The 20,265-nt window shown below is 59.9% G+C and carries 21 protein-coding genes; 8 read left to right on the top strand and 13 right to left on the bottom strand.

Annotated elements, in window-relative coordinates; translation table 11 throughout:
• Positions 1-21 precede the first annotated feature (21 nt).
• Positions 22-873, bottom strand: a complete 852-nt coding sequence (gene mutM / locus ACR0J2_RS20975) for a bifunctional DNA-formamidopyrimidine glycosylase/DNA-(apurinic or apyrimidinic site) lyase (RefSeq protein WP_480813722.1) — start codon at positions 871-873, stop codon at positions 22-24.
• A gap of 86 nt (positions 874-959) precedes the next feature.
• Here mutM and ubiE point away from each other — a divergent pair, with 86 nt between their 5' ends.
• Both ubiE and ubiB read left to right on the top strand, forming a co-directional pair.
• The gene (gene ubiE, locus ACR0J2_RS20970; protein ID WP_480813721.1) at positions 960-1,712 is read left to right on the top strand and encodes a bifunctional demethylmenaquinone methyltransferase/2-methoxy-6-polyprenyl-1,4-benzoquinol methylase UbiE; all 753 of its coding nucleotides are present in this window, start codon (positions 960-962) and stop codon (positions 1,710-1,712) included.
• A gap of 3 nt (positions 1,713-1,715) precedes the next feature.
• A complete protein-coding gene (gene ubiB, locus ACR0J2_RS20965; RefSeq protein ID WP_480813720.1) occupies positions 1,716-3,245 on the top strand; it encodes a 2-polyprenylphenol 6-hydroxylase in 1,530 nt (509 codons plus the stop codon).
• Between the two features lie 96 nt (positions 3,246-3,341).
• Here ubiB and ACR0J2_RS20960 read toward each other — a convergent pair whose 3' ends face one another.
• Positions 3,342-4,517, bottom strand: coding sequence for an acetyl-CoA C-acyltransferase family protein (locus tag ACR0J2_RS20960; protein ID WP_480813719.1), 1,176 nt, complete (start codon positions 4,515-4,517; stop codon positions 3,342-3,344).
• 117 nt (positions 4,518-4,634) lie between these two features.
• On the opposite strand from ACR0J2_RS20960, the gene ACR0J2_RS20955 reads away from it, so the two are divergent.
• The 3 genes from ACR0J2_RS20955 to tdh all read left to right on the top strand — a co-directional run bounded on the left by ACR0J2_RS20955 (position 4,635) and on the right by tdh (position 7,536).
• Positions 4,635-5,198 (top strand): helix-turn-helix domain-containing protein, encoded by a 564-nt coding sequence (locus ACR0J2_RS20955; RefSeq protein ID WP_170615489.1) that lies wholly within the window; start codon positions 4,635-4,637, stop codon positions 5,196-5,198.
• Positions 5,199-5,308: 110 nt separating this feature from the next.
• Complete coding sequence (locus ACR0J2_RS20950) at positions 5,309-6,493, top strand: glycine C-acetyltransferase (RefSeq protein WP_321250517.1); 1,185 nt, start codon at positions 5,309-5,311, stop codon at positions 6,491-6,493.
• A gap of 14 nt (positions 6,494-6,507) precedes the next feature.
• Positions 6,508-7,536 carry an L-threonine 3-dehydrogenase gene (tdh, locus tag ACR0J2_RS20945; RefSeq protein ID WP_170806049.1) on the top strand — a complete coding sequence of 343 codons (1,029 nt, stop codon included), beginning with the start codon at positions 6,508-6,510 and terminating at the stop codon, positions 7,534-7,536.
• Positions 7,537-7,600: 64 nt separating this feature from the next.
• Here the strand turns inward: tdh and infB are convergent, their stop codons facing one another.
• The 6 genes from infB to pip all read right to left on the bottom strand — a co-directional run bounded on the left by infB (position 7,601) and on the right by pip (position 14,892).
• The gene (infB, locus tag ACR0J2_RS20940) at positions 7,601-10,075 is read right to left on the bottom strand and encodes a translation initiation factor IF-2 (protein WP_480813718.1); all 2,475 of its coding nucleotides are present in this window, start codon (positions 10,073-10,075) and stop codon (positions 7,601-7,603) included.
• 8 nt (positions 10,076-10,083) lie between these two features.
• On the bottom strand, positions 10,084-10,707 hold the full coding sequence (locus ACR0J2_RS20935) for an RNA-binding protein (protein WP_480813717.1): 624 nt from the start codon (positions 10,705-10,707) through the stop codon (positions 10,084-10,086).
• 22 nt (positions 10,708-10,729) lie between these two features.
• The gene (nusA, locus tag ACR0J2_RS20930) at positions 10,730-12,343 is read right to left on the bottom strand and encodes a transcription termination factor NusA (protein WP_170681942.1); all 1,614 of its coding nucleotides are present in this window, start codon (positions 12,341-12,343) and stop codon (positions 10,730-10,732) included.
• Entirely contained in the window at positions 12,343-12,933 is a 591-nt protein-coding gene (rimP, locus tag ACR0J2_RS20925; RefSeq protein WP_170805848.1) for a ribosome maturation factor RimP, read from the bottom strand. Before rimP ends, nusA begins: the two co-directional genes overlap by 1 nt.
• Before the next feature lie 160 nt (positions 12,934-13,093).
• Positions 13,094-13,915 carry an ABC transporter substrate-binding protein gene (locus tag ACR0J2_RS20920; protein ID WP_170615501.1) on the bottom strand — a complete coding sequence of 274 codons (822 nt, stop codon included), beginning with the start codon at positions 13,913-13,915 and terminating at the stop codon, positions 13,094-13,096.
• Complete coding sequence (gene pip / locus ACR0J2_RS20915) at positions 13,912-14,892, bottom strand: prolyl aminopeptidase (protein WP_480813716.1); 981 nt, start codon at positions 14,890-14,892, stop codon at positions 13,912-13,914. The genes ACR0J2_RS20920 and pip overlap by 4 nt, the downstream gene beginning before the upstream one ends.
• Before the next feature lie 48 nt (positions 14,893-14,940).
• Here pip and ubiG point away from each other — a divergent pair, with 48 nt between their 5' ends.
• Positions 14,941-15,687, top strand: a complete 747-nt coding sequence (ubiG, locus tag ACR0J2_RS20910) for a bifunctional 2-polyprenyl-6-hydroxyphenol methylase/3-demethylubiquinol 3-O-methyltransferase UbiG (RefSeq protein ID WP_480813715.1) — start codon at positions 14,941-14,943, stop codon at positions 15,685-15,687.
• A 52-nt stretch (positions 15,688-15,739) separates the two neighbouring features.
• Here the strand turns inward: ubiG and ACR0J2_RS20905 are convergent, their stop codons facing one another.
• Genes ACR0J2_RS20905 through ACR0J2_RS20890 form a run of 4 tightly spaced genes read right to left on the bottom strand, consistent with a single transcriptional unit; the run spans position 15,740 to position 18,065 of the window.
• Complete coding sequence (locus ACR0J2_RS20905) at positions 15,740-16,180, bottom strand: MarR family winged helix-turn-helix transcriptional regulator (RefSeq protein ID WP_010442526.1); 441 nt, start codon at positions 16,178-16,180, stop codon at positions 15,740-15,742.
• 14 nt (positions 16,181-16,194) lie between these two features.
• Positions 16,195-17,025, bottom strand: coding sequence for a carbon-nitrogen hydrolase family protein (locus ACR0J2_RS20900; protein WP_480813714.1), 831 nt, complete (start codon positions 17,023-17,025; stop codon positions 16,195-16,197).
• Entirely contained in the window at positions 17,025-17,282 is a 258-nt protein-coding gene (grxC, locus tag ACR0J2_RS20895; protein ID WP_170615509.1) for a glutaredoxin 3, read from the bottom strand. The genes ACR0J2_RS20900 and grxC overlap by 1 nt, the downstream gene beginning before the upstream one ends.
• Positions 17,283-17,318: 36 nt before the next feature.
• Positions 17,319-18,065 (bottom strand): double zinc ribbon domain-containing protein, encoded by a 747-nt coding sequence (locus ACR0J2_RS20890; protein ID WP_480441703.1) that lies wholly within the window; start codon positions 18,063-18,065, stop codon positions 17,319-17,321.
• On the opposite strand from ACR0J2_RS20890, the gene ACR0J2_RS20885 reads away from it, so the two are divergent.
• Both ACR0J2_RS20885 and hemH read left to right on the top strand, forming a co-directional pair.
• Positions 18,064-18,894: a methyltransferase domain-containing protein gene (locus ACR0J2_RS20885; protein ID WP_480813713.1), complete on the top strand. Its 831-nt coding sequence runs from the start codon at positions 18,064-18,066 to the stop codon at positions 18,892-18,894. The genes ACR0J2_RS20890 and ACR0J2_RS20885 overlap by 2 nt on opposite strands.
• A 55-nt stretch (positions 18,895-18,949) precedes the next feature.
• The gene (gene hemH / locus ACR0J2_RS20880; RefSeq protein ID WP_480813712.1) at positions 18,950-19,999 is read left to right on the top strand and encodes a ferrochelatase; all 1,050 of its coding nucleotides are present in this window, start codon (positions 18,950-18,952) and stop codon (positions 19,997-19,999) included.
• Between the two features lie 72 nt (positions 20,000-20,071).
• Here hemH and ACR0J2_RS20875 read toward each other — a convergent pair whose 3' ends face one another.
• Positions 20,072-20,254, bottom strand: a complete 183-nt coding sequence (locus ACR0J2_RS20875; RefSeq protein ID WP_010442520.1) for a hypothetical protein — start codon at positions 20,252-20,254, stop codon at positions 20,072-20,074.
• Positions 20,255-20,265: the final 11 nt, after the last annotated feature.

Raw genomic sequence — 20,265 nt, 5'->3', positions numbered from 1 at the left:
ACGCGAAAAACTTGGATCAAGCTATCTTTGGCATTGCGTACAATAGAAGGATGAGCGACCGGACTGGGTGATTCTCCTGATCACGGCGTCACAACCTTCGGTCCGGCAGGGCTCGCCCTCTCGGCCATAGACATCAAAGTTGTGCTGAAAATATCCAAGTTCTCCATCAGCTTGGCGGAAATCCCGCAGCGACGATCCACCCGCCTCAATCGCCTCCTGCAGCACCTGCCGGATAACAGGAACCAGCGCCGCGACCCGCGCCGCAGAAATTTGCCCGGCCCTGCGACGTGGCGACACCCCGGTACGATAAAGCGCCTCGCAGACGTAAATATTGCCGAGCCCGGCAACGATTCCCTGATCCAGCAATGCAGATTTGACCGGTGTGTTCTTTCCGCGAAACGCATCGACCAAGTGTTGCTCGTGAAAATCATTGCCCAGGGGTTCCGGCCCCAGAACCGACAGAAGTTTGTGTTCCTCAGCCGTGGCCGTCGGCAGCAGATCCATTGCCCCGAACCGGCGCGGGTCGTTGAAGGTCACCCGCGCGCCATTGGCCATGTGAAACACGACGTGATCGTGTTTTGCCGGCATCGGATGCTCGTGCACGAACTGCCCAAGCGGATCGCCCGAGACGGTCATCCGCCCGGACATGCCCAGATGGATCAAAAGCGTCTCGCCACTGCCGAGATCGGCCAGAAGGTATTTGGACCGCCGTCGCAGCCGGTCAACCCGCTGGCCCGTCAGTCGCTCGGCCATGCGTTCCGGAAACGGCCAGCGCAGATCCGGTCGGTTCACGTCCGCCTTTTCGATCACCACCCCCTCCATCGCAGGGGTCAGGCCGCGTCTTACTGTCTCGACCTCGGGCAATTCCGGCATTACACGGCTCCTAATCCAAAGGGCCGCATTGTGCCCCGGTTCCAGAGCCCTATAACAGAGGCGAAATTCGACAAACGGCAAGGCAAATGTCCGACAACAGCGACAAGACCACACATTTCGGGTTCGAAACCGTGCGCGAGGCTGAAAAAGCCGGGCGCGTACAGGGCGTGTTCAACTCGGTCGCCTCGAAATACGATGTGATGAACGACGTCATGTCGATGGGCATCCACCGGGTCTGGAAAGACGCGATGATGGACTGGCTGGCTCCGCGCCCCGGTCAGCGGCTGTTGGATGTGGCGGGCGGCACGGGCGATATTTCTTTTCGCTTCCTACAACGCGCGGGCCACGGCCACGCCACCGTTCTGGATCTGACCGAACCGATGCTGATCGAAGGCCGCCAGCGCGCCGAAGCCGACCAGATGTCGGACAGCCTCAACTGGGTGGTCGGTGATGCCATGGCACTGCCTTTCGAGGACAACACGTTTGACGTCTACACCATCTCGTTCGGAATCCGGAACGTCACCCGCCCGCAAGAGGCGTTGAACGAAGCGTTCCGTATTCTCAAACCCGGTGGCCGCCTGATGGTGCTGGAGTTCAGCCAGTTGCCCAATGACGGGCTGCAAAAGCTCTATGATCTCTACAGTTTCAACGTCATCCCGCGCATGGGGAAGCTGATCGCCAATGACTACGACAGCTATCAGTACCTGGTCGAATCGATCCGCAAATTCCCGGATCAGGAAACCTTTTTGAACATGGTCCGCGCAGCGGGATTCGAGAATGCCAAATACCGCAACCTGAGCATGGGCATCGCGGCGCTGCATTCCGGATGGAAGATCTGACCTATGCGCGGCCCTCATAATATCATCCGCCTGATCCGCACAGGCGCCACCTTAGAGCGCACGGGTGCCATGAATGTCGTGCTGGATGCGTTCGAAGCCCCGCGTGCCGTGCGCATCCTGGCGCATACGTTGGGCAAACCCTTCCAATGGCTGGGTTACAAAGGCGATCCCAAGATGCCGCCGGCGACGCGTGCCCTGACCGCACTGGGTCCGGCCTACATCAAGTTTGGCCAGGTGCTGTCGACCCGCCCGGATGTTGTAGGCAACGAACTGGCAAGCCAGCTGCGTGTGTTACAGGACAAACTCCCCCCTTTTTCCCGCTCAGCAGCAATGGCCGAAGTGGAAAAGGAACTGGGGCAACCGGTGGCCGAAATCTTCAGTGAATTCAGTGATCCGATTGCCGCCGCTTCGATCGCACAGGTTCACAAGGCCAAACTGACCAGCACGGGCGAAGACGTCGCCGTCAAGGTCCTTCGCCCCGGCATCGAACGTGCCTTCAAAAAGGATGTCGACGCTTTCTATTTTGCCGCCCGCATTGTTGATCTCTTTGCCCCCGGCGCGCGCCGGTTGCGCCCGATGGAGGTCATCGAGCATTTCGACGGGATCGTACGCGGCGAGCTAGACCTGCGTCTGGAAAGCGCCGCCGCGTCGGAATACGCCGCCAACACCAAGGACGATGCGGGCTTTTGGCTGCCGCCCGTGGTTTGGTCGTTGTCCGCACGCCGGGTGATGACGCTCAGCTGGGCAGACGGAATCCCGCTTGGCGACAACGAGGCCCTGGATGCCGCGGATCACAACCGCAACGATCTGGCCCAGCGGGTCTTGCGCCTGTTTTTGCTGCACGCCCTGCGCGACGGCTATTTTCATGCCGACATGCATCAGGGAAACCTGAAAGTCGCGGCAAACGGCGACATCATTGCCTATGACTATGGCATCATGGGCCATATCGACGAATACACCCGCCGGGTCTATGCCGAGATCCTGTTCGGCTTCATCCGTCGCGACTACAAGCGCGTGGCCGAAGTGCATTTCGAGGCGGGCTATGTTCCCGCCAATCAGGACGTTGACGAGTTCGCCCGGGCCCTGCGCGCGGTCGGAGAGCCGATCTTCGGTATGGACGCTACTCATATCTCCATGGGGCGATTGCTGAGCTACCTGTTCGAAGTGACCGAACGGTTCGGGATGGAAACCCGGACGGAACTGATCCTGCTGCAACGCACCATGGTTGTGGTCGAAGGCGTCGCGCGGTCACTGGACCCCCACATGAACATCTGGGAGGTCGCGCGTCCCGTGGTTGAAGATTACATCAAACAGTCAATCGGCCCGCGCGCCGTTATGCGGGACTTCGGCAAGACAGCAATGGTTCTGGCCCGGTTTGGCCCGCGCCTGCCTGGATTGGTTGAAAACGCGCTGATTGCGCAGACCCAACAGGAAGAAACCAAAGGCAACGGAGTCGTGGCGTCACTTCTGACCGCCGCAATCGGCGCCGCTTTCGGTGCGGCGGCGGTGCTTTTGATTACAGTATTGGGTTAACTCCGGCCCGCCTGCTTCATCTGGCCAAAAATATCCTCGGGGGGAATCGCGCCATGGCGCGATGGGGGGCAGACAGCCCCCCTGCCCGATCTAAGATCAAAGGCGCTCGATTGCTATGGCAATCCCCTGACCGCCCCCTATGCACATGGTTATCAGACCTTTCGAACCACCGGTGCGTTCCAACTCGTAGAGCGCCTTCAAAGTGATGATCGCACCGGTCGCGCCCACCGGGTGGCCCAGAGCGATCGCACCACCGTTGGGGTTAACCTTCGATGCGTCCAGCCCAAGCTCCTGATTGACAGCCAAAGCCTGCGCAGCGAACGCCTCATTGCTTTCAATGACATCAAACTCTTCGGCGGACAGCCCGGTCTTCTTTAGCAGATTCTGAACCGCCGGAACCGGTCCGATCCCCATCACTTCGGGCCGAACCCCGGCATGGGCATATCCCAAAACGCGCGCCCTGGGCTTCAATCCGGCTTTCTCGGCGGCATCTGCCGTCGCCAGAACCATGGCCGCTGCCCCGTCATTGATACCCGAGGCATTTCCGGCAGTAACACGACCGTCTTTCTTGAACACCGGTCGCAAACCTGACAGCGCCTCAAGCGAGGTTGCTTTCGGGTGCTCATCGACCTTGAAATCGACCATGTCGCGCTTGACCTTGACCTGCACTGGCGCGATCTGGCTTTCAAAAAAGCCCGCCTCGATCGCTTCCGCCGCGCGGGTCTGGCTGGTCATTGCAAATGCGTCCATCTGCTCACGGCTGATCTGGTGCTCGTCCGCGACGTTCTCGGCGGTGATACCCATATGCCCGGTTCCGAACGGACAGTTCAGTGCTCCCAGCATCATATCCAGCGAGGTGACATCACCCATCTTTGCGCCCCACCGCGCCTGCGGAATGATATAGGGGCTGCGCGACATGCTTTCGGCGCCGCCTGCAACGGCGAATTCCGCATCGCCCAACATCAGCGACTGCACCGCCGACACGATCGCCTGCGCGCCAGACCCGCACAGCCGGTTCACGTTCATTGCGGGGGTGCCGTTTGGAATTCCTGCCTGCATCGCAGCGACCCGCGACAGATACATGTCACGCGGCTCGGTGTTGATCACATGACCGAACACAACATGCCCGATTTGCGCGCCTTCGACACCGGACCGCTCCAGCGCCGCCTCAGTCGCAACAGTCGCCAGATCAATCGGCGCGGTCGAGGCCAGAGCCCCGCCAAAGGTGCCAATCGCGGTGCGGGCACCATCGAGAATTACGATGTCGGTCATGGATCACTCCTCCTGAATTTGACCGCAGTATGCACACGCAGAATGATGATGTCGCGCAAGACGTCCCGTCACGGACGGAATTGACAATGCTCCGCTCAGCGCGCATGAAATTCCGTCATGACGGAAAACACAGACGATATCCTGACACGCCTCCCCGCCCGCCTGAAAGAGGCTCGCCGGGCCAAGGGCCTGTCCCTCGAAGCGGTCGCCAACTTAAGCGGCGTCTCCCGGTCCATGGTCAGCCAGATCGAACGGGGCGAAAGCAGCCCGACCATCTCGACACTGTGGAACCTGACCCGCGCCCTACAGGTGGATTTTGCGGGCCTTCTGGAAGACTCCAAAGCCAAGGATCAAATCGAGGTACTCAAGAAAACCGAGGTGCCAAGTATCGATAACATGGGCGAGCGATGCCGGATTCACATCCTGTCGCCGCCGGAAGAGGCCGGTGGGCACGAAGTTTACGATATTCAGTTCGAAGACGGCGGTGCGTTGAACAGCCAGCCCCATAAGCGGGGCGCACGGGAACAGTTAACCGTTTTGGAGGGCGCCGTCCGGGTCACTTCGGGGAACGCCGTTTCGGACCTGAAGCAAGGCGATACCGCCCGGTATGCGGCGGATATTGCGCATTCCATTTCCGCCGATGGCCCGGCACGGGTTTTCCTGATCGTGAAAAACGCCTGACATCAGCAAATTTCCGCCTTCACGGAAATTTTTCCTTCATACTGTAATTCCCCTATTTGGGAATCTTGTCCGCTATGTTAGAAGCGCGACTCAGATGAACGGAGGTCGCCATGGCAGATGCATTCTTGTCCCACATCACGGACACCCTTGCGCAGATCGAAGCAGAAGGCCTGTACAAACGCGAACGAATGATCACCTCGCCCCAGGGCGGTGAGATTACGGTGGGCGACAGGCAGGTTATCAACCTGTGTGCAAACAATTACCTGGGTCTGGCCGATCACCCGGCGCTGATCGAGGCTGCCACGAACGCGATGGGACCTAAAGGGTTCGGTATGGCTTCGGTGCGTTTCATCTGTGGTACGCAGGATATTCACCGGGAACTGGAACAGGCGTTGGCGAAGTTCCTGAACAAGGACGATTCCATCCTGTTTGCAGCCTGTTTCGACGCCAATGGCGGACTGTTCGAACCTTTGTTAGGCCCGGAAGACGCCATTATCTCGGACAGTCTGAACCACGCGTCGATCATTGACGGCGTGCGGCTGTGCAAGGCGAAGCGCTATCGCTACATGAACAATGATATGAACGACCTTGAAGCCTGGTTGAAACAGGCGCGCGAGGACGGGGCGCGGCATGTCATGATCGCTACTGATGGCGTATTTTCGATGGACGGCTATCTGGCCAACCTGCCAAAAATTCGCGAACTGGCGGACAAGTATGATGCCATCGTCATGGTAGATGACTGCCACGCCACCGGCTTCATGGGGCCGAACGGTGCCGGAACACCGGATCACTTCGGTGTCGACGTGGACATTCTGACGGGAACTCTGGGCAAGGCACTTGGGGGGGCAATCGGCGGCTATATCGCCGGGCCGCAGCCAGTGATTGACCTGCTGCGGCAGCGGGCGCGGCCCTATCTGTTCTCAAACTCGCTGCCGCCTTCCATCGTCGCCGCAGGGCTTGAAGCCATCCGTCTGGTCGAACAGGGCGACATGCTGCGCGCTCAGCTGTTCGGCAATGCGAAATACTGGCGCGCGGGTCTGGAAAAACTGGGATTTGACCTGCTGCCCGGCGAGCACCCGATCATCCCCGTGATGCTGGGAGAAGCGCAGTTGGCGCAGGACATGGCCGCACGACTGTTTGACGAAGGCGTCTATGTTTCGGGCTTCTTCTTTCCCGTCGTGCCACGCGGAAAGGCGCGGATCAGAACGCAGATGAATGCGGCCCTGACCAGGGACGAACTGGACAGCGCATTGGCGGCCTTTGGTAAGGTCGGCAAGGAGTTGGGGGTGATCTGATGCGACCCAACACCATGAAAGCGCTCGAGAAGTCCAGACCCGAGGAAGGGCTTTGGATGGTGCGGGCTCCAGTGCCGGAAATCGGCCCTGATGAGGTGCTGATCAGGATCAACAAGACCGGTATCTGCGGCACCGATATTCATATCTGGAACTGGGATGAATGGGCCGCGCATACTGTTCCGGTGCCGATGATCACCGGTCACGAATTTGCCGGAGAGATTGTTGAGATCGGGCGTAACGTGACGGGTCTTGAGGTTGGCCAGCGCTGCTCGGGGGAAGGGCATCTGATCGGGACCGACAGCCGCCAGAGCCGCGCAGGCAAGTTTCACCTCGACCCCGGCACGCGCGGCATCGGGGTAAACGAACAGGGGGCGTTTGCCCAATACCTGAAGCTGCCCGCCTTTAACGTTGTGCCCTTGCCGGACGACGTCCCGGATGAAATCGGAGCGATCCTTGATCCGCTCGGCAATGCGGTGCACACGGCGCTCAGCTTTGATTTGCTGGGAGAGGACGTTCTGATTACCGGAGCGGGTCCCATTGGCATCATGGCTGCCGCGGTCGCCCGTCATGCCGGGGCACGGCATGTGGTGATCACCGATATCAACCCGGATCGTTTGAAGCTTGCCGAACATGTCGTACCCACAGTGCGCGCCGTCGATGTCAGTCGCGAAGACCTGAAAGACGTTATCGCTGCGCTTGGAATGCAACAGGGGTTCGATGTGGGCCTGGAGATGTCAGGCTCACAAGCCGCGCTGGATCAGATGGTCGAAGCGCTGGTGATGGGCGGCAAGATTGCCCTTCTGGGTATCCCGCCCGGCAAATCCCCGGTCGACTGGTCGCGCATCGTGTTCAAGGCGATCACCATCAAAGGCGTCTATGGCCGCGAGATGTTCGAGACCTGGTACAAGATGATAGCCATGCTTCAGAACGGCCTGGATGTCAGCCGGGTCATCACTCATCGGTTCAGCGTCGACGATTTCGCCAAAGGGTTTGAGGCCATGAAATCCGGTCAATCCGGCAAAGTGGTGCTGGACTGGACCTGAAATGACAAAACGAAAACAGCGGCCCGAATGAGCCGCTGTTTTTCTTTGTCTGATTGTGTCAGGATCAGTCCAGCGTGCGGGTAACTTCTTCGCGTTCGAAGATTTCGATGACGTCGCCTTGGCGGATGTCATCGTAGTTCTCGAATGCCATACCACATTCCTGACCCGACTGGACTTCGGCCACTTCGTCCTTGAAGCGCTTCAGCGTCTTCAGCGTGCCTTCGTGGATCACCACGTTGTCGCGCAGCAGACGGACGCCTGCGGAACGACGGGCAACACCTTCGGTGACCAGACAGCCAGCAACCTTGCCAACACCGGTGACCTTGAAGACTTCGCGAATCTCGGCGTAGCCGATGAACTTCTCGCGAATTTCGGCGCTCAGCAGACCCGATGCGGCCGCTTTCACGTCATCAACGAGGTCATAGATCACCGAATAATAGCGGATCTCAACACCCTTCTGGTTCGCCGTATTCCGGGCTGACGCGTTGGCACGTACGTTGAAACCAAAGACCGGCGCGCCGGAGGCTTCAGCCAAGCCGACATCCGTCTCGGTAATCGCACCAACGCCCGAGTGCAGTACACGCACGCGCACTTCGTCGTTTCCGATCTTTTCCATCGCCTGGACAATGGCTTCGGCAGAACCCTGCACGTCGGCTTTGACGAGGATCGGCAACTCGGCCACGTTCTCGTCTTCTTTGGCTTTCTGCATCAGCTGCTCAAGGGTGGTCGCTGCACCGGCGGCGGCGCGTTTGTCCTTGGCGGCTTGTTCGCGGTAGGCTGCGATCTCACGGGCCTGTGCTTCGGTCTCGGTCACGTTCAGAACGTCACCGGCCTCGGGCGTACCATTGAGGCCCAGGACTTCGACCGGAACCGAGGGGCCAGCTTCCTTGACGCGGTCGCCCTTGTCGTTGATCAGCGCACGGACCTTGCCGTACTGTTCACCCACAACGAAGATATCGCCCTGACGCAGCGTGCCGTTCTGAACCAGAACAGTGGCCACAGGACCACGGCCCACATCCAGCTGCGCCTCGATTACGGCGCCCTGGGCGGCGCGGTCGGGGTTGGCTTTCAGTTCCAGAATCTCGGCTTGCAGCGCGATGGCTTCCAGCAGTTCGTCCAGACCCTGACCGGTGATGGCAGACACTTCGACGTCCTGAACTTCACCCGACATCTTCTCGACGATCACTTCGTGTTGCAGCAGGTCGGTGCGGACCTTGTCCGGATTTGCGTCCGGTTTGTCGATCTTGTTGATCGCCACGATCATCGGCACTTCGGCCGCCTTGGCGTGGTTGATCGCCTCGATCGTCTGCGGCATCACCGCGTCATCGGCCGCAACCACCAGAACCACGATATCCGTGACCTGGGCACCGCGCGAGCGCATCGAGGTAAAGGCCGCGTGGCCCGGCGTATCCAGGAAGGTCAGCGTGGTGCCACCATCGGTTTCTACCTGATAGGCACCGATATGCTGGGTGATGCCACCCGCTTCGCCTGCGACGACCCGCGCATCGCGGATCGCGTCCAGCAGCGAGGTCTTACCGTGGTCAACGTGACCCATGATCGTAATGACCGGCGGGCGCGGTTGCAGATCTTTTTCGCTGTCTTCGACCTCTTTGATGACGTCCTCGACATCCGAATCGGAAACACGGGTGACCTTGTGGCCGAACTCTTCGATGATCAGCTCGGCTGTATCGGCGTCGATGGTCTGGTTCTGCGTCACCATCATGCCCATCTGCATAAGGGATTTGACCACATCGGCCACGCGCTCGGCCATACGGTTCGCCAGTTCCGAAACCATGATCGCTTCGGGCAACTGTACGTCGCGGATCACCTTTTCGCGCTCGACCGGGCCGCCCATGGCTTTCTGACGCGCACGCTCCTGCTTGCGCTTCATCGACGCCATCGAGCGCTGACGGTTACCTTCGCCACCGGTGGCCTGACCCAGTGTCAGCTTGCCGGACCTGCGGTTGTCGTCACGCCCTTTGCCGCGACCGCGTTGTTCGCGTTCGCGATCCTGCTTGCGCGGAGTCGCCGCTGGTGCAGGCTTGCTGGCAGGGCTGCGGGCCGCCTTGGGTTCTTCGGGGGTCGGGGCCTCAGCGGCGCGTTTGGCGGCTTCTTCCGCCTCTTTGCGCTTGCGCTCTTCGTCTTCTGCCTTCTGGCGCGCACGTTCTTCGGCCTCACGCTGTTCGCGTTCCTTGGCCTCTTGCTCGGCACGGCGGCGGGCGCGTTCTTCTTCACGCGCCTTTTCTTCCGCCTCGCGGGCAGCAGCCTCGTCGGCCTCGCGCGCCTTGGCGGCCTGCAATGCCTTCATGCGGCGCGCCATTTCGGCATCCGAGATGCCGGCCGGACGACGTGAAGGATCACCCGACGGCGCAGCGCCGCCACCTGGCTTGCTGGCACCCGGCTTGGGGACCACCACGCGTTTGCGTTTGGTTTCCACCACGACATTCTTGGTGCGTCCGTGGCTGAAACTCTGTTTCACATTTCCGGGGCGTGCCCCGCCACGAAGACCCAATGTCTTTTTGCCGTCACTATCGCTCATAAAGCTTCTTACCCTTCCGAGCGGCCCTTGCCGCCGTCATCCGTTTCGCGCAAGCCACGCAGGCGCTGCGCTTCCTCTACAACACGTTTGGCGAGTCCGCCAGAGGCCAGAGCCGCATGAATCACGGTTTGGCGCCCAAATGCCTGTCCCAACTCGTTCGCCGTCAGCCAACCGATGTATTTTCCAAAATGCGGCGTGCTCAGTTTCGACTTGCCGCGCCCCGATCCATCGGTGGCCTGAATCAGTACCTGGGCCTCTTCCCGGTCCAGCCACGTCTTGACCTTTTCGTAGCCGGCGACCGCATCGCCGGACTTGCGGGCCAAGCTCAGCAGTTCAATCACCCGGCGCGAAATCTGCCGCTCGACCTCATCCGCCAGATCCTGCGGTATGGTCACCTGAGCCTTGAACCCGCGTGCAAACAACTTCTTGCCCACGGCCCGGTCCAGTGCGGCGCGATCCGCCGATACATAGACCCCACGCCCCGGCAGTTTCGCCGCGACATCCGGATAGACCTGACCGTCCGGCCCCGTCACAAAGCGTATCAACCCATATTTAGGCTGAACTTCGCCCGTGGCGATGCACTTGCGTTCAGGTCCTTCGGACCGGTCTTTATGGACGCCACCGCGACCCATTCACGCCACCCGAGGCCTGAAATCAGGCCTCGGCCTCCTCGTCTGCAATTTCACCGTCTTCTTCGGCCTGTTCCAGTTCGGCCGGGTCAACCCAACCCAGCATGATGCGGGCCGTCATGACCAGATCCTGTGCTTCTTCCAGCGTGACGCCGAAAGGCTCCAGAACACCGTCATCCTTGATGCGTTCGCCATCGACCGTGGTCCAGCCACCGGCCAGTTCCCAGTCCGCGCAGGTCGCGAAGTCTTCCAGTGTCTTCACATCATCCTTGGCCAGCGCCTCAACCATCTGGGGTGTCAGGCCTTCGAATTCAATAAGGCTGTCCTCGGCGCCCAGGGCACGGGCAGCATCCAGCGCGGCCTTGGCCTGTGCTTCCAGGAATTCCCGCGCGCGGGTTTGCAGTTCCTGCGCGGTGCCTTCGTCAACACCGTCAATGACCAGAAGTTCGTCGATCTCGACATAGGCAACCTCTTCGAGGTTGGTGAAACCCTCTGAGACCAGCAACTGGGCAAAGAACTCGTCCAGATCCAGGCTTTCCATGAACAGCTTGGTGCGGGCTTCGAATTCCTTCTGACGACGCGCCGACTCTTCGGCCTCGGTCATGATGTCGATGTCCAGACCGGTCAGCTGGCTTGCAAGACGCACGTTCTGACCCCGGCGGCCAATGGCGAGGCTCAATTGTTCCTCGGGGACCACAACCTCGATCTTGCCGGCTTCTTCGTCCAGAACCACCTTGGAAACCTCGGCGGGTTGCAGCGCGTTCACCAGGAAAGTCGGCTGGTCCTCGTTCCACGGGATGATGTCGATCTTTTCGCCCTGCAGCTCATTCACAACGGCCTGCACGCGGCTGCCGCGCATACCTACGCAGGCACCGACGGGATCAATTGAGCCGTCATAGGAAATCACCGCAATCTTCGCGCGCGAACCGGGGTCGCGAGCTACGGCCTTGACCTCGATGATGCCGTCATAGATTTCCGGCACTTCCATCTTGAACAGCTCAGCCATGAATTCCGGCGCGGTACGCGACAGGAAGATCTGGTGGCCGCGAACCTCGCGGCGGACTTCCTTGATATAGGCGCGGACACGATCGTTCGGGCGATAGCTTTCGCGGCCAATCTTGTCGTTGCGGCGCAGAACAGCCTCGGCACCGCCCAGATCGACGATGACATTGCCGAACTCTTCGCGTTTCACGGCACCGTTGATGATTGTGCCCGCGCGATCCTTGAACTCCTCGTACTGACGATCCCGCTCGGCCTCGCGGACTTTTTGCAGAATCACCTGTTTCGCCGACTGCGCCGCGATACGGCCCATTTCAACCGGCGGCACTTCTTCAGCGAAGACGTCACCGACTTGCGGGTCTTCCATGTACTGTTTGGCCTGCTCGACGGTGAACTCGGCCTGATAGTTTTCCAGCTCGTCATCCTCGACCACGGTACGAACGCGGGTAAAGGTGGCCTTGCCGGTCTTACGGTCGATGCTGACGCGAATGTCCATCTCAGCGCCGTAGCGGCTCTTGGCGGCGCGGGCGAGCGATTCTTCCATCGCTTCGACAACCAGACCGGGGTCGATCATCTTTTCGCGGGCCACGGCCTCGGCGGTCTGCAGCAGCTCCAGCTGGTTGGCTGAGGTGATTGCCATCAGTTCGTCTCCTCTTCGGACCCTTCGGTCTCAATCTCGTCGAAAGCGTTTTCGTTCAGGGCACCGGCATCCTTGCGCTGGCGCAGCATTTCCTTGATCAGGTCGTCGGTCAGGACCAGCTTGGCGTCGCTCAGCCAGTCGAACTGCAGACCGATGGTGATCGTTTCTGACCCCTCGGGAATATTGATCAGAACCTCTTCCCCTTCGATCCCGGCCAACTCACCCTTGAAGCGGCGGCGGCCGTCGATCAGCTCGGCGGTTTCGATCTTGGCCTCATACCCCTCGAACGTCTCAAAATCCTTGAGACGAGTTAGAGGGCGGTCGATACCGGGGCTGGACACTTCCAGCGTATAGGCGTCAAGGATCGGATCCTCGACATCCAGCGTGGCGCTGACCGCGTTCGAAATTTCAGCGCAATCATCCACTTCGATACCGCCATCGGGCTTGTCGGCCATGATTTGCAGCGTGGTCTGTTTGCCGCTCATCAGGCGAATACGGACCAGCTCATACCCCAGATCCTCGATCACGGGGGTAATGATCTCGGCCAGTCGCCGATCGATGGCAGCTTTGGCTATCAGGTCGTTTGTCATCAGGTTCTCTACCCATGAATCGGGCACAAAAAAACGGGCGCGCGGCCCGTCGATCTTTTCCGGTGGAGCCCCGGACCCTAGCCCGACACGCCGCTGTTGAAACTGCATATACGCAGGGTTTCCCGAAACTGCAACCCCCGGCAGGTCACACTGAACGGAATTACGCCACCCACCACCTTTCGGCGATGCGTCCGTCGTCCAGCGCGCGGCCCATTCCGATCTGGCGGGGCATCCCTACATGAGCGGCCAACGCCAGTGCCATCTTCGATTCGGCGGGATAAAACCGCAGACCTCTCTGGCCCTTCAGCCCCTCCGAAGCAGGCAAGGCGGCGATGTCGACATACCCATCCCGCAATGCTTCAGCGCGGACATTTGGATCCGGAATGACGATGATTTCTACGGAGTCCGCCCAACCGGCCCGTCCGTCCTTGTAGTGACCGTTCACCTTGCGCCCGAGGAAATGGCGGCCATCCTCGGCACGCTCGACACGGTAACACCCCGTCCCGTTCGCGGCGTGCAGTGGCGTGACCCCCTGCCCCTTGCGTGTAATGACAAACCGACTGTCGGCCAGAAGAAACGGCAGGCCCGGATTGGCCGCGGCCAATTCCAATCGTATCGAAGTCAGGGAAAGCGCTTTGGCCTGTCCGACTTCTTCCAGAACGGCCAGAACATCACCCATTTCCAAAACCGCGCCATCGTGAAACAGAACGTCCCGGCGCAGCTCGAAATTCCAAACGCGCGCCTCGGCATCGGTTTGCCAACTGGTTGCCAGTTCTGCACGCAAGGTGCCATCCGGCGCAATCTCGGTCAGCGTGTCGAACACCGCGCCGCGCGCCACTTGCTCGAGGCTGTCATCACGGGGCACGGCCAACCGCAAGGCCCCGCCCGATTTCGGCGTATCCGCCAGCGAAGCTCCGGTCGCCGCCAGCAGAGCGGCAGCGGCACCCGACGCAAACAGGGCTCGGCGGTCGATCCGTGTCATGCTACAGCCTCCTCGGCCACACGGTCCATGATACGGACCAGTTCGGCGCTGATACCGGGCTCAGAAAGGGCGTGGCCTGCCTGCCGCACCATTTTCAGCTCGGCGTTGGGCCAGCGGTCGGCCAGTTTCCAGGCAGCTTGCGGCGGGCAGATCATGTCATAGCGACCTTGAACGATATGGCCGGGAATATGTGCGATCCGATCCATCCGATCCAGAATCTGGCCGTCTTTCTCAAGAAATCCACCATTCATGAAATAGTGGTTTTCAAGCCGAGCAAAGGCGCGCGCATACTCTCCGGGGCTTTCCCCGGTCGATCCGTTGGAATGGATCGAAGCCAGCGCATTTTCCCAACTGGACCAGGCGCGGGCATACAGGATTTCGGTCGCGCGATCCCCTGAAAACAGGCGTTTGTGATAGGCGGTGATTGTATCGTGCAGTTCAGATTCGGGCAGCAGGGACGTGAATTTCGCCCACTGCTCGGGCCAGAATTTTCCGGCCCCACCGCCATAGAACCAGTCCAGTTCGGCCTTTGTCATAAGGAACACGCCACGCAGCACCAGACGGGCAACGTTATCCGGATGGGCCTGCGCGTAGATCAGCGCCAACGTGGCCCCCCAGCTGCCGCCAAAAACGATCCACTCATTTATGTCCAGCAAAACCCGCAGGCGTTCGATATCGTCAACCAGATGCCATGTCGTGTTGTCCTCGACCGCAGCGTGGGGCCGGGACCGGCCACAGCCGCGCTGGTCGAAAAGAATCACCCGGTAAACGTCAGGATCAAAATAGCGGCGCATCGCCGGACTGCAGCCGCCACCAGGGCCGCCATGCAAAACCACGACCGGTATCCCGTCGGGATTGCCGCATTGTTCCATATAGATGCGATGCCCGTCGCCCACATCCACCATCCGCTGATCGAACGGGTCGGTCGGCGGGTAGAGATATTGAACTGCGCGCTTTTGGTCCGGGTACTTGTCCATTATTGGCCTATATAGTCCTTACGGGTAAAAGAGCATACGGAGACAGGAATGCAAGCGCATCCGAACACGGTCGACCCTTCCGAGATCGCAAAATTCGAAGCGATGGCCGCGGAATGGTGGGATCCGCATGGTAAATTCAAGCCATTGCACATGCTGAATCCGTGCCGTCTGGACTATATCACACAACAGATTGCGGGCGAGTTCGATCGCGACCTGAAGGACCCTGATCCCTTTGAAGGCGTGCGTCTGCTGGATATCGGATGCGGTGGCGGATTGCTGAGCGAGCCGATGTCCCGACTGGGGGCCGAGGTCGTCGGCGCCGACGCCGCCGCAGGCAACCTGCCCGTCGCACGTATTCATGCGGAACAATCCGGGCTGCAAATCGACTATCGCCACACAACGGCCGAATCGCTGGCCGAGGCAGGCGAACAGTTCGACGTTGTCCTGAACATGGAAGTTGTCGAACACGTTGCTGATCCGCTCAGCTACCTGACGGCGACCCAGCACCTGCTGAAACCCGGCGGACTGCAGATCTGTTCGACCATCAACCGCAATCCGAAATCCTACGCCATGGCGATTTTCGGAGCCGAAGTGGTCATGCGCTGGCTGCCGCGCGGCACTCATGAGTGGAACAAGTTCATCACACCAGACGAATTGTTCGACCTGCTGCGCCAGGCAGGGCTGGACCCGGTCGACCGCAAGGGGTTCGTGTTCAACCCAATCCTGTGGAATTGGTCAATTTCCGACCGCGACCTCAGCGTGAATTACGTGACCGCAAGCGTGAAGCCGGGCTGAGCTGTTCGAGATGGGGGCAAGCGCCCATCTGACGCTGGATGCCGAATTGCCCCTATTCACCCTCAAGCTGCAACCGCAAATCCCGCAACACGGGCAGGGTGCTGCGGACCCGCTCCAGACCCAACTCTCCGACCACTCGGTTGATCAGCGGTGCAATCGACGAAATCGCCTGATCGCGCGCACGGCGGCCGGCGGGGCTGATCGCCACCATCTTACGACGGGCATCGTCCCAGTCGGGTCGAATGTGGATGTATCCGGCCCATTCCAGCTTGGCCAAAGTGTTGGTCATCGCACCTCGGGTCACATGGAATGTGTTGGCCAGTTGCGCCGGGCTGCGCTCGTCTCCGACAAAGACCAGATGGTTCAGCACCGAGAAATGCGAGATCTCCATGCCCTTGGGCAGCACCCGGCTGAGCCGGTTGCGCAAAAGCTGATCGGCGGTCAGGATCTCGCTGAAAAGCGTGACCGCGAGGGCATTTTTCTCGTCCGTCATATTCCGGTTCTGGATCAGGGCCCGTCGAAAGGCCGCACGTGAGTCAATGAGGGCACACGGCTGCGCGCCTGTGTCACAGAACTATCATCCAAATCGAAAATGTGAATGCCCGGATCGTTACCTGCGTCGATCAGCACCTCTCCCCAAGGGGCCACAACCAGGCTGTGGCCATAGGTATGACGGGTCCTGCCGCGGGTTTTCGGATGCTCACCCGTTTGCGCCGGGGCCAGAACCCAACAGCCGGTCTCAATCGCGCGCGCGCGCAACAACGGTTCCCAATGGGCCGCGCCGGTAACCGGTGAAAAAGCCGCCGGAACAGTCAGAATCCGCGCGCCGGACTGCGCCAGCGCCGCGTAAAGTTGCGGGAAGCGAATGTCATAGCAGACAGTCATGCCAACCTTGCCGAAATCGGTCTCGGCAATCACTGCCTTGTCGCCTGGCCGATAGTTCCTGGATTCGCGGAAGGTCTCAGACTCGGTGACCTGCACGTCGAACATGTGAATCTTGTCATAGCGGGCCACGATCTGACCCTTCGGGTCGATCAGGAAGGACCGGTTGGCGAATCGCTCATCTGCGTCATGGGTCCTGACCGCCAGCGAGCCGATCAGCAGCCAGACACCAAGCGTGGCGGCCTGTTCTCGCAGGCCGGCCAGCGTGATGTCATCTTCTTCGTGCTGCAAAACTTCGCGCTGCCGTGTGGTGCTTGTCGAGACGCAATTCGTGACCTCGGGCGTCAGGACAAACTGCGCGCCCTGCGCTGCCGCATCGGCCATCATGGCGCGCACCATAATGAGGTTTTCTGCCGGGTCATCCGACGAAGTGATTTGCAACAGCGCCGTTTTCATCAGGCCGCCAGCAGACGGTCCAGCTTGCCCTGCCGATCCAGCTCGTACAGGTCATCGCAACCGCCGACATGGATGTCACCTACAAAGATCTGAGGCACCGTGCGTTTACCCGAGGCCCGTTTGATCATCTCTGGTTTTCGCTTGGGGTCCATCAGGACATCGATTTCCTTGAAATCGATACCCTTCTGCTTGAGCAGGCGTTTGGCAGCGTGGCAAAAGCCGCATAGCGGCGAGGTGTAGATTTCTACCGGCTTCATGTTCCGTTCCCTAGATTTCGCGCAATCTTGAGCGAATTAGGCATCCTTGGCAACGCGCGCCAGTACCAACACGAAAATATGATTTGCCCCCGCGATCTGGCATGCCCGGGTACAGGCTGCCAAAGTCGCGCCGGATGTCATCACGTCATCCACCAGAAGGATATCGCGGCCTGTCAGCAGGTTTCGCCGCTTGGGGTGAACTGCGATCGCATCTGACAGGATGTCCGCCCGTTCCGCTGCGGTTTTGCCATCCAGAACCGGGGTTTTTGTTCGACGCACCAGCAGGTCCGGACACATGTCCAGGCCGGTTTCACGGGCCAGACTTTGCGCCAGCAGGGCAGACTGATTGTATCGCCGTTTCAGCAGGCGCGACCAGTGCAACGGGACAGGTGCGATCAGCATCTCGTCGCGAAACAGATCCTGGCCTGCCCGCGCCATCCAAAGGGCCGCTGTTCGGGCCAGTTCGGGCCTGTCACCGTGCTTAAAGCTCAGGATCAGCGATCGTGCCTGACCCTGATACAACAGCGCTGCGCGCCCGTCCCTCCATGGTCGGGGGCTCGCCAGACAATCGTCGCACTCGATTCTGTGACCATCCGCCTCGCCCTCTATCGGCATTCCGCAGGTTTCGCAGACGGTCCCGCCGATGAATGGCGTGTCACGCCAACAGGAGCCGCACAAACCAAAGTCGGATTCCGTCAATACGCCGCATCCCAGGCAACGCGGCGGGTAGATCAGTGCAACAACGGTTTGAATCCGCTGCCACATGCGATACTTGCGACCCATGAAACTGCCTGCCGACACTGCACCCTCGCCGTTTGATCGCTCGATACTGACCATGCGCCGCGCCCGTGCCCGGGACGATGCGTTGTTCCTGCATCACGCTGCCATGGATGAGGTGCAGGATCGGCTTTTGATGGTTAACAGAAGCTTTACGGCACCGGCGATTATCACTCCGTTCCCGCATCTCTGGCGCGACTTTCTGCCTGCTGCCACCATCATCGCGGATAATGAGGTTCTGAAGCTGGAGCGCGGATCGCATGATCTGGTTATTCACGCGATGGCGCTGCACTGGGCCAATGACCCGGTCGGGCAATTGATCCAATGCCGTCACGCCCTGCGCCCGGACGGGCTGCTGCTGGGCGTCTGTCCCGGTGGTGAAACCCTGCACGAACTGCGTGCAGCCCTGGGTCAGGCCGAGATCGAAGTAACCGGGGGGCTCAGCCCCCGCATCGCACCGATGGCAGAACTGCGCGATCTGGGTGGGCTATTGCAGCGGGCCGGATTTGCATTGCCCGTGGCCGACAGGGCAACCGTGACAGCGGAATACCGTGACCTGATGCACCTGATGCACGATCTTCGCGCAATGGGTGAGACCAATATTCTGACCGCCCGTCTGAAATACCCAACTCAGCGCCTTGTCTTTGACAAAGCCCAGACCATCTACAACCGCCACTTTGCGTCGCCTCAGGGCCGTCTGCTGGCGACGTTCGAATTGATCTGCCTGACAGGCTGGTCCCCGCACGACAGCCAACCGCAACCGTTGCGCCCCGGGTCCGCCCGCATGCGACTAGCTGACGCTTTAGGGACGAAAGAAGGCAAACTGTCCGATTGACCGCCGGGCATTTCCGTTTATCTCAGGCCGGACCACAGAAATTCAGGAAGCTCAAATGACTGACGCAACCCGCCCCGCCCATGCACCAGCCGACCACCCAAAGGTCAAAACGGGTCGCGTCGGAATCCTGCTGGCAAATCTCGGCACGCCGGATGACTACAGCTATTGGCCGATGCGGCGTTATTTGAACGAGTTTCTGTCGGATCAACGCGTGATCGACTATCCAAAGTGGAAGTGGCAACCGATCCTGCAGGGGATCATCCTGACCAAGCGCCCGTTCAGTTCGGGTGAGGCCTACAAATCGATCTGGAATCACGACAAGGGCGAAAGCCCGCTGATGACGATCACCAAGGACCAGACAGCCAAGCTGCGCAACGCGATGCAAGATCGTTACGGCGATCAGGTGATGGTCGATTTCTGCATGCGCTATGGCAACCCTTCGACCAAGTCCAAAGTACATGAGATGGTGGCAGCGGGCTGTGACCGTATCCTGTTCTTCCCGCTCTACCCGCAATACGCGGGAGCCACGACAGCGACAGCAAATGATCAGTTCTTCCGGGCGCTGATGGAGGAGGTCTGGCAACCGGCCACCCGGACCGTACCCGCGTATTTTGACGAACCTGCCTACATCGACGCATTGGCGGGGTCGGTTGAGCGCGCTTATGCAGAGATGGAGACGAAGCCCGACATTCTCGTCTGTTCCTATCACGGGATGCCGGAACGCTATTTGCAGCAAGGCGACCCCTATCACTGCCAATGCGCAAAAACGACCAGATTGCTGAAAGAGCGGCTGGGCTGGACAGACGATCAGCTGGTTTCGACGTTCCAGTCCCGGTTCGGACCCGAGGAATGGCTGAAGCCCTATACCGTCGATCACGTCGCCGATCTGGCGCGGCAGGGCAAAAAGAACATCGCGGTAATCGCCCCGGCCTTTTCAGCCGACTGCATCGAAACGCTGGAAGAAATCAACGAAGAAATTCGGGAAAGCTTTGAGGAGGCCGGCGGCGAGGGCTTTACTTATATCCCATGCCTCAACGCCGATGATTCGCATATCGCCGCACTTGGTGCGGTGATCGAAGACAATCTCAGGGGCTGGCTGGACTGAACGACCCACAGACCGGACACAAAAAAAGGCGATGGATAAATCCACCGCCTTTTCTTTGATCAGCTTGTCGAATTAGCTTGCTGCAACAGCTGCGGCAACAACAACCAGCAGGATCAGCGGCAGGATGATACCCTGCGACGAACCTTGGGTTTCTTCGACAACGACAGGTGCCTCTACAACCGGCTCTTCCAGGTTGCCAGCATAGGCAGTCGAAGCAGCAGCGGTCAGAGCAGCGGCGAGAACGAGTTTTTTCATATTAACCTCCA

This window comes from Ruegeria sp. CG4 (assembly GCF_056537185.1).
The sequence above is the reverse complement of the archived record's forward strand: the minus strand, read 5'-3'. Positions and strand labels throughout refer to the sequence as shown.

Bases quoted from the DNA above. Each gene is read 5' to 3' on its own strand.
- ACR0J2_RS20890 (WP_480441703.1), bottom strand. From the start codon at position 18,065: ATGGGTCGCAAGTATCGCATGTGGCAGCGGATTCAAACCGTTGTTGCA.
- grxC (WP_170615509.1), bottom strand. From the start codon at position 17,282: ATGAAGCCGGTAGAAATCTACACCTCGCCGCTATGCGGCTTTTGCCAC.
- ACR0J2_RS20875 (WP_010442520.1), bottom strand. From the start codon at position 20,254: ATGAAAAAACTCGTTCTCGCCGCTGCTCTGACCGCTGCTGCTTCGACT.
- hemH (WP_480813712.1), top strand. From the start codon at position 18,950: ATGACTGACGCAACCCGCCCCGCCCATGCACCAGCCGACCACCCAAAG.
- ACR0J2_RS20960 (WP_480813719.1), bottom strand. From the start codon at position 4,517: ATGACCGACATCGTAATTCTCGATGGTGCCCGCACCGCGATTGGCACC.
- mutM (WP_480813722.1), bottom strand. From the start codon at position 873: ATGCCGGAATTGCCCGAGGTCGAGACAGTAAGACGCGGCCTGACCCCT.
- pip (WP_480813716.1), bottom strand. From the start codon at position 14,892: ATGGACAAGTACCCGGACCAAAAGCGCGCAGTTCAATATCTCTACCCG.
- ubiG (WP_480813715.1), top strand. From the start codon at position 14,941: ATGCAAGCGCATCCGAACACGGTCGACCCTTCCGAGATCGCAAAATTC.
- ACR0J2_RS20920 (WP_170615501.1), bottom strand. From the start codon at position 13,915: ATGACACGGATCGACCGCCGAGCCCTGTTTGCGTCGGGTGCCGCTGCC.
- ACR0J2_RS20905 (WP_010442526.1), bottom strand. From the start codon at position 16,180: ATGACGGACGAGAAAAATGCCCTCGCGGTCACGCTTTTCAGCGAGATC.
- ACR0J2_RS20885 (WP_480813713.1), top strand. From the start codon at position 18,064: ATGAAACTGCCTGCCGACACTGCACCCTCGCCGTTTGATCGCTCGATA.
- ubiB (WP_480813720.1), top strand. From the start codon at position 1,716: ATGCGCGGCCCTCATAATATCATCCGCCTGATCCGCACAGGCGCCACC.
- ACR0J2_RS20900 (WP_480813714.1), bottom strand. From the start codon at position 17,025: ATGAAAACGGCGCTGTTGCAAATCACTTCGTCGGATGACCCGGCAGAA.
- nusA (WP_170681942.1), bottom strand. From the start codon at position 12,343: ATGGCAATCACCTCAGCCAACCAGCTGGAGCTGCTGCAGACCGCCGAG.
- infB (WP_480813718.1), bottom strand. From the start codon at position 10,075: ATGAGCGATAGTGACGGCAAAAAGACATTGGGTCTTCGTGGCGGGGCA.
- ACR0J2_RS20950 (WP_321250517.1), top strand. From the start codon at position 5,309: ATGGCAGATGCATTCTTGTCCCACATCACGGACACCCTTGCGCAGATC.
- ACR0J2_RS20935 (WP_480813717.1), bottom strand. From the start codon at position 10,707: ATGGGTCGCGGTGGCGTCCATAAAGACCGGTCCGAAGGACCTGAACGC.
- ACR0J2_RS20955 (WP_170615489.1), top strand. From the start codon at position 4,635: ATGACGGAAAACACAGACGATATCCTGACACGCCTCCCCGCCCGCCTG.
- tdh (WP_170806049.1), top strand. From the start codon at position 6,508: ATGAAAGCGCTCGAGAAGTCCAGACCCGAGGAAGGGCTTTGGATGGTG.
- ubiE (WP_480813721.1), top strand. From the start codon at position 960: ATGTCCGACAACAGCGACAAGACCACACATTTCGGGTTCGAAACCGTG.
- rimP (WP_170805848.1), bottom strand. From the start codon at position 12,933: ATGACAAACGACCTGATAGCCAAAGCTGCCATCGATCGGCGACTGGCC.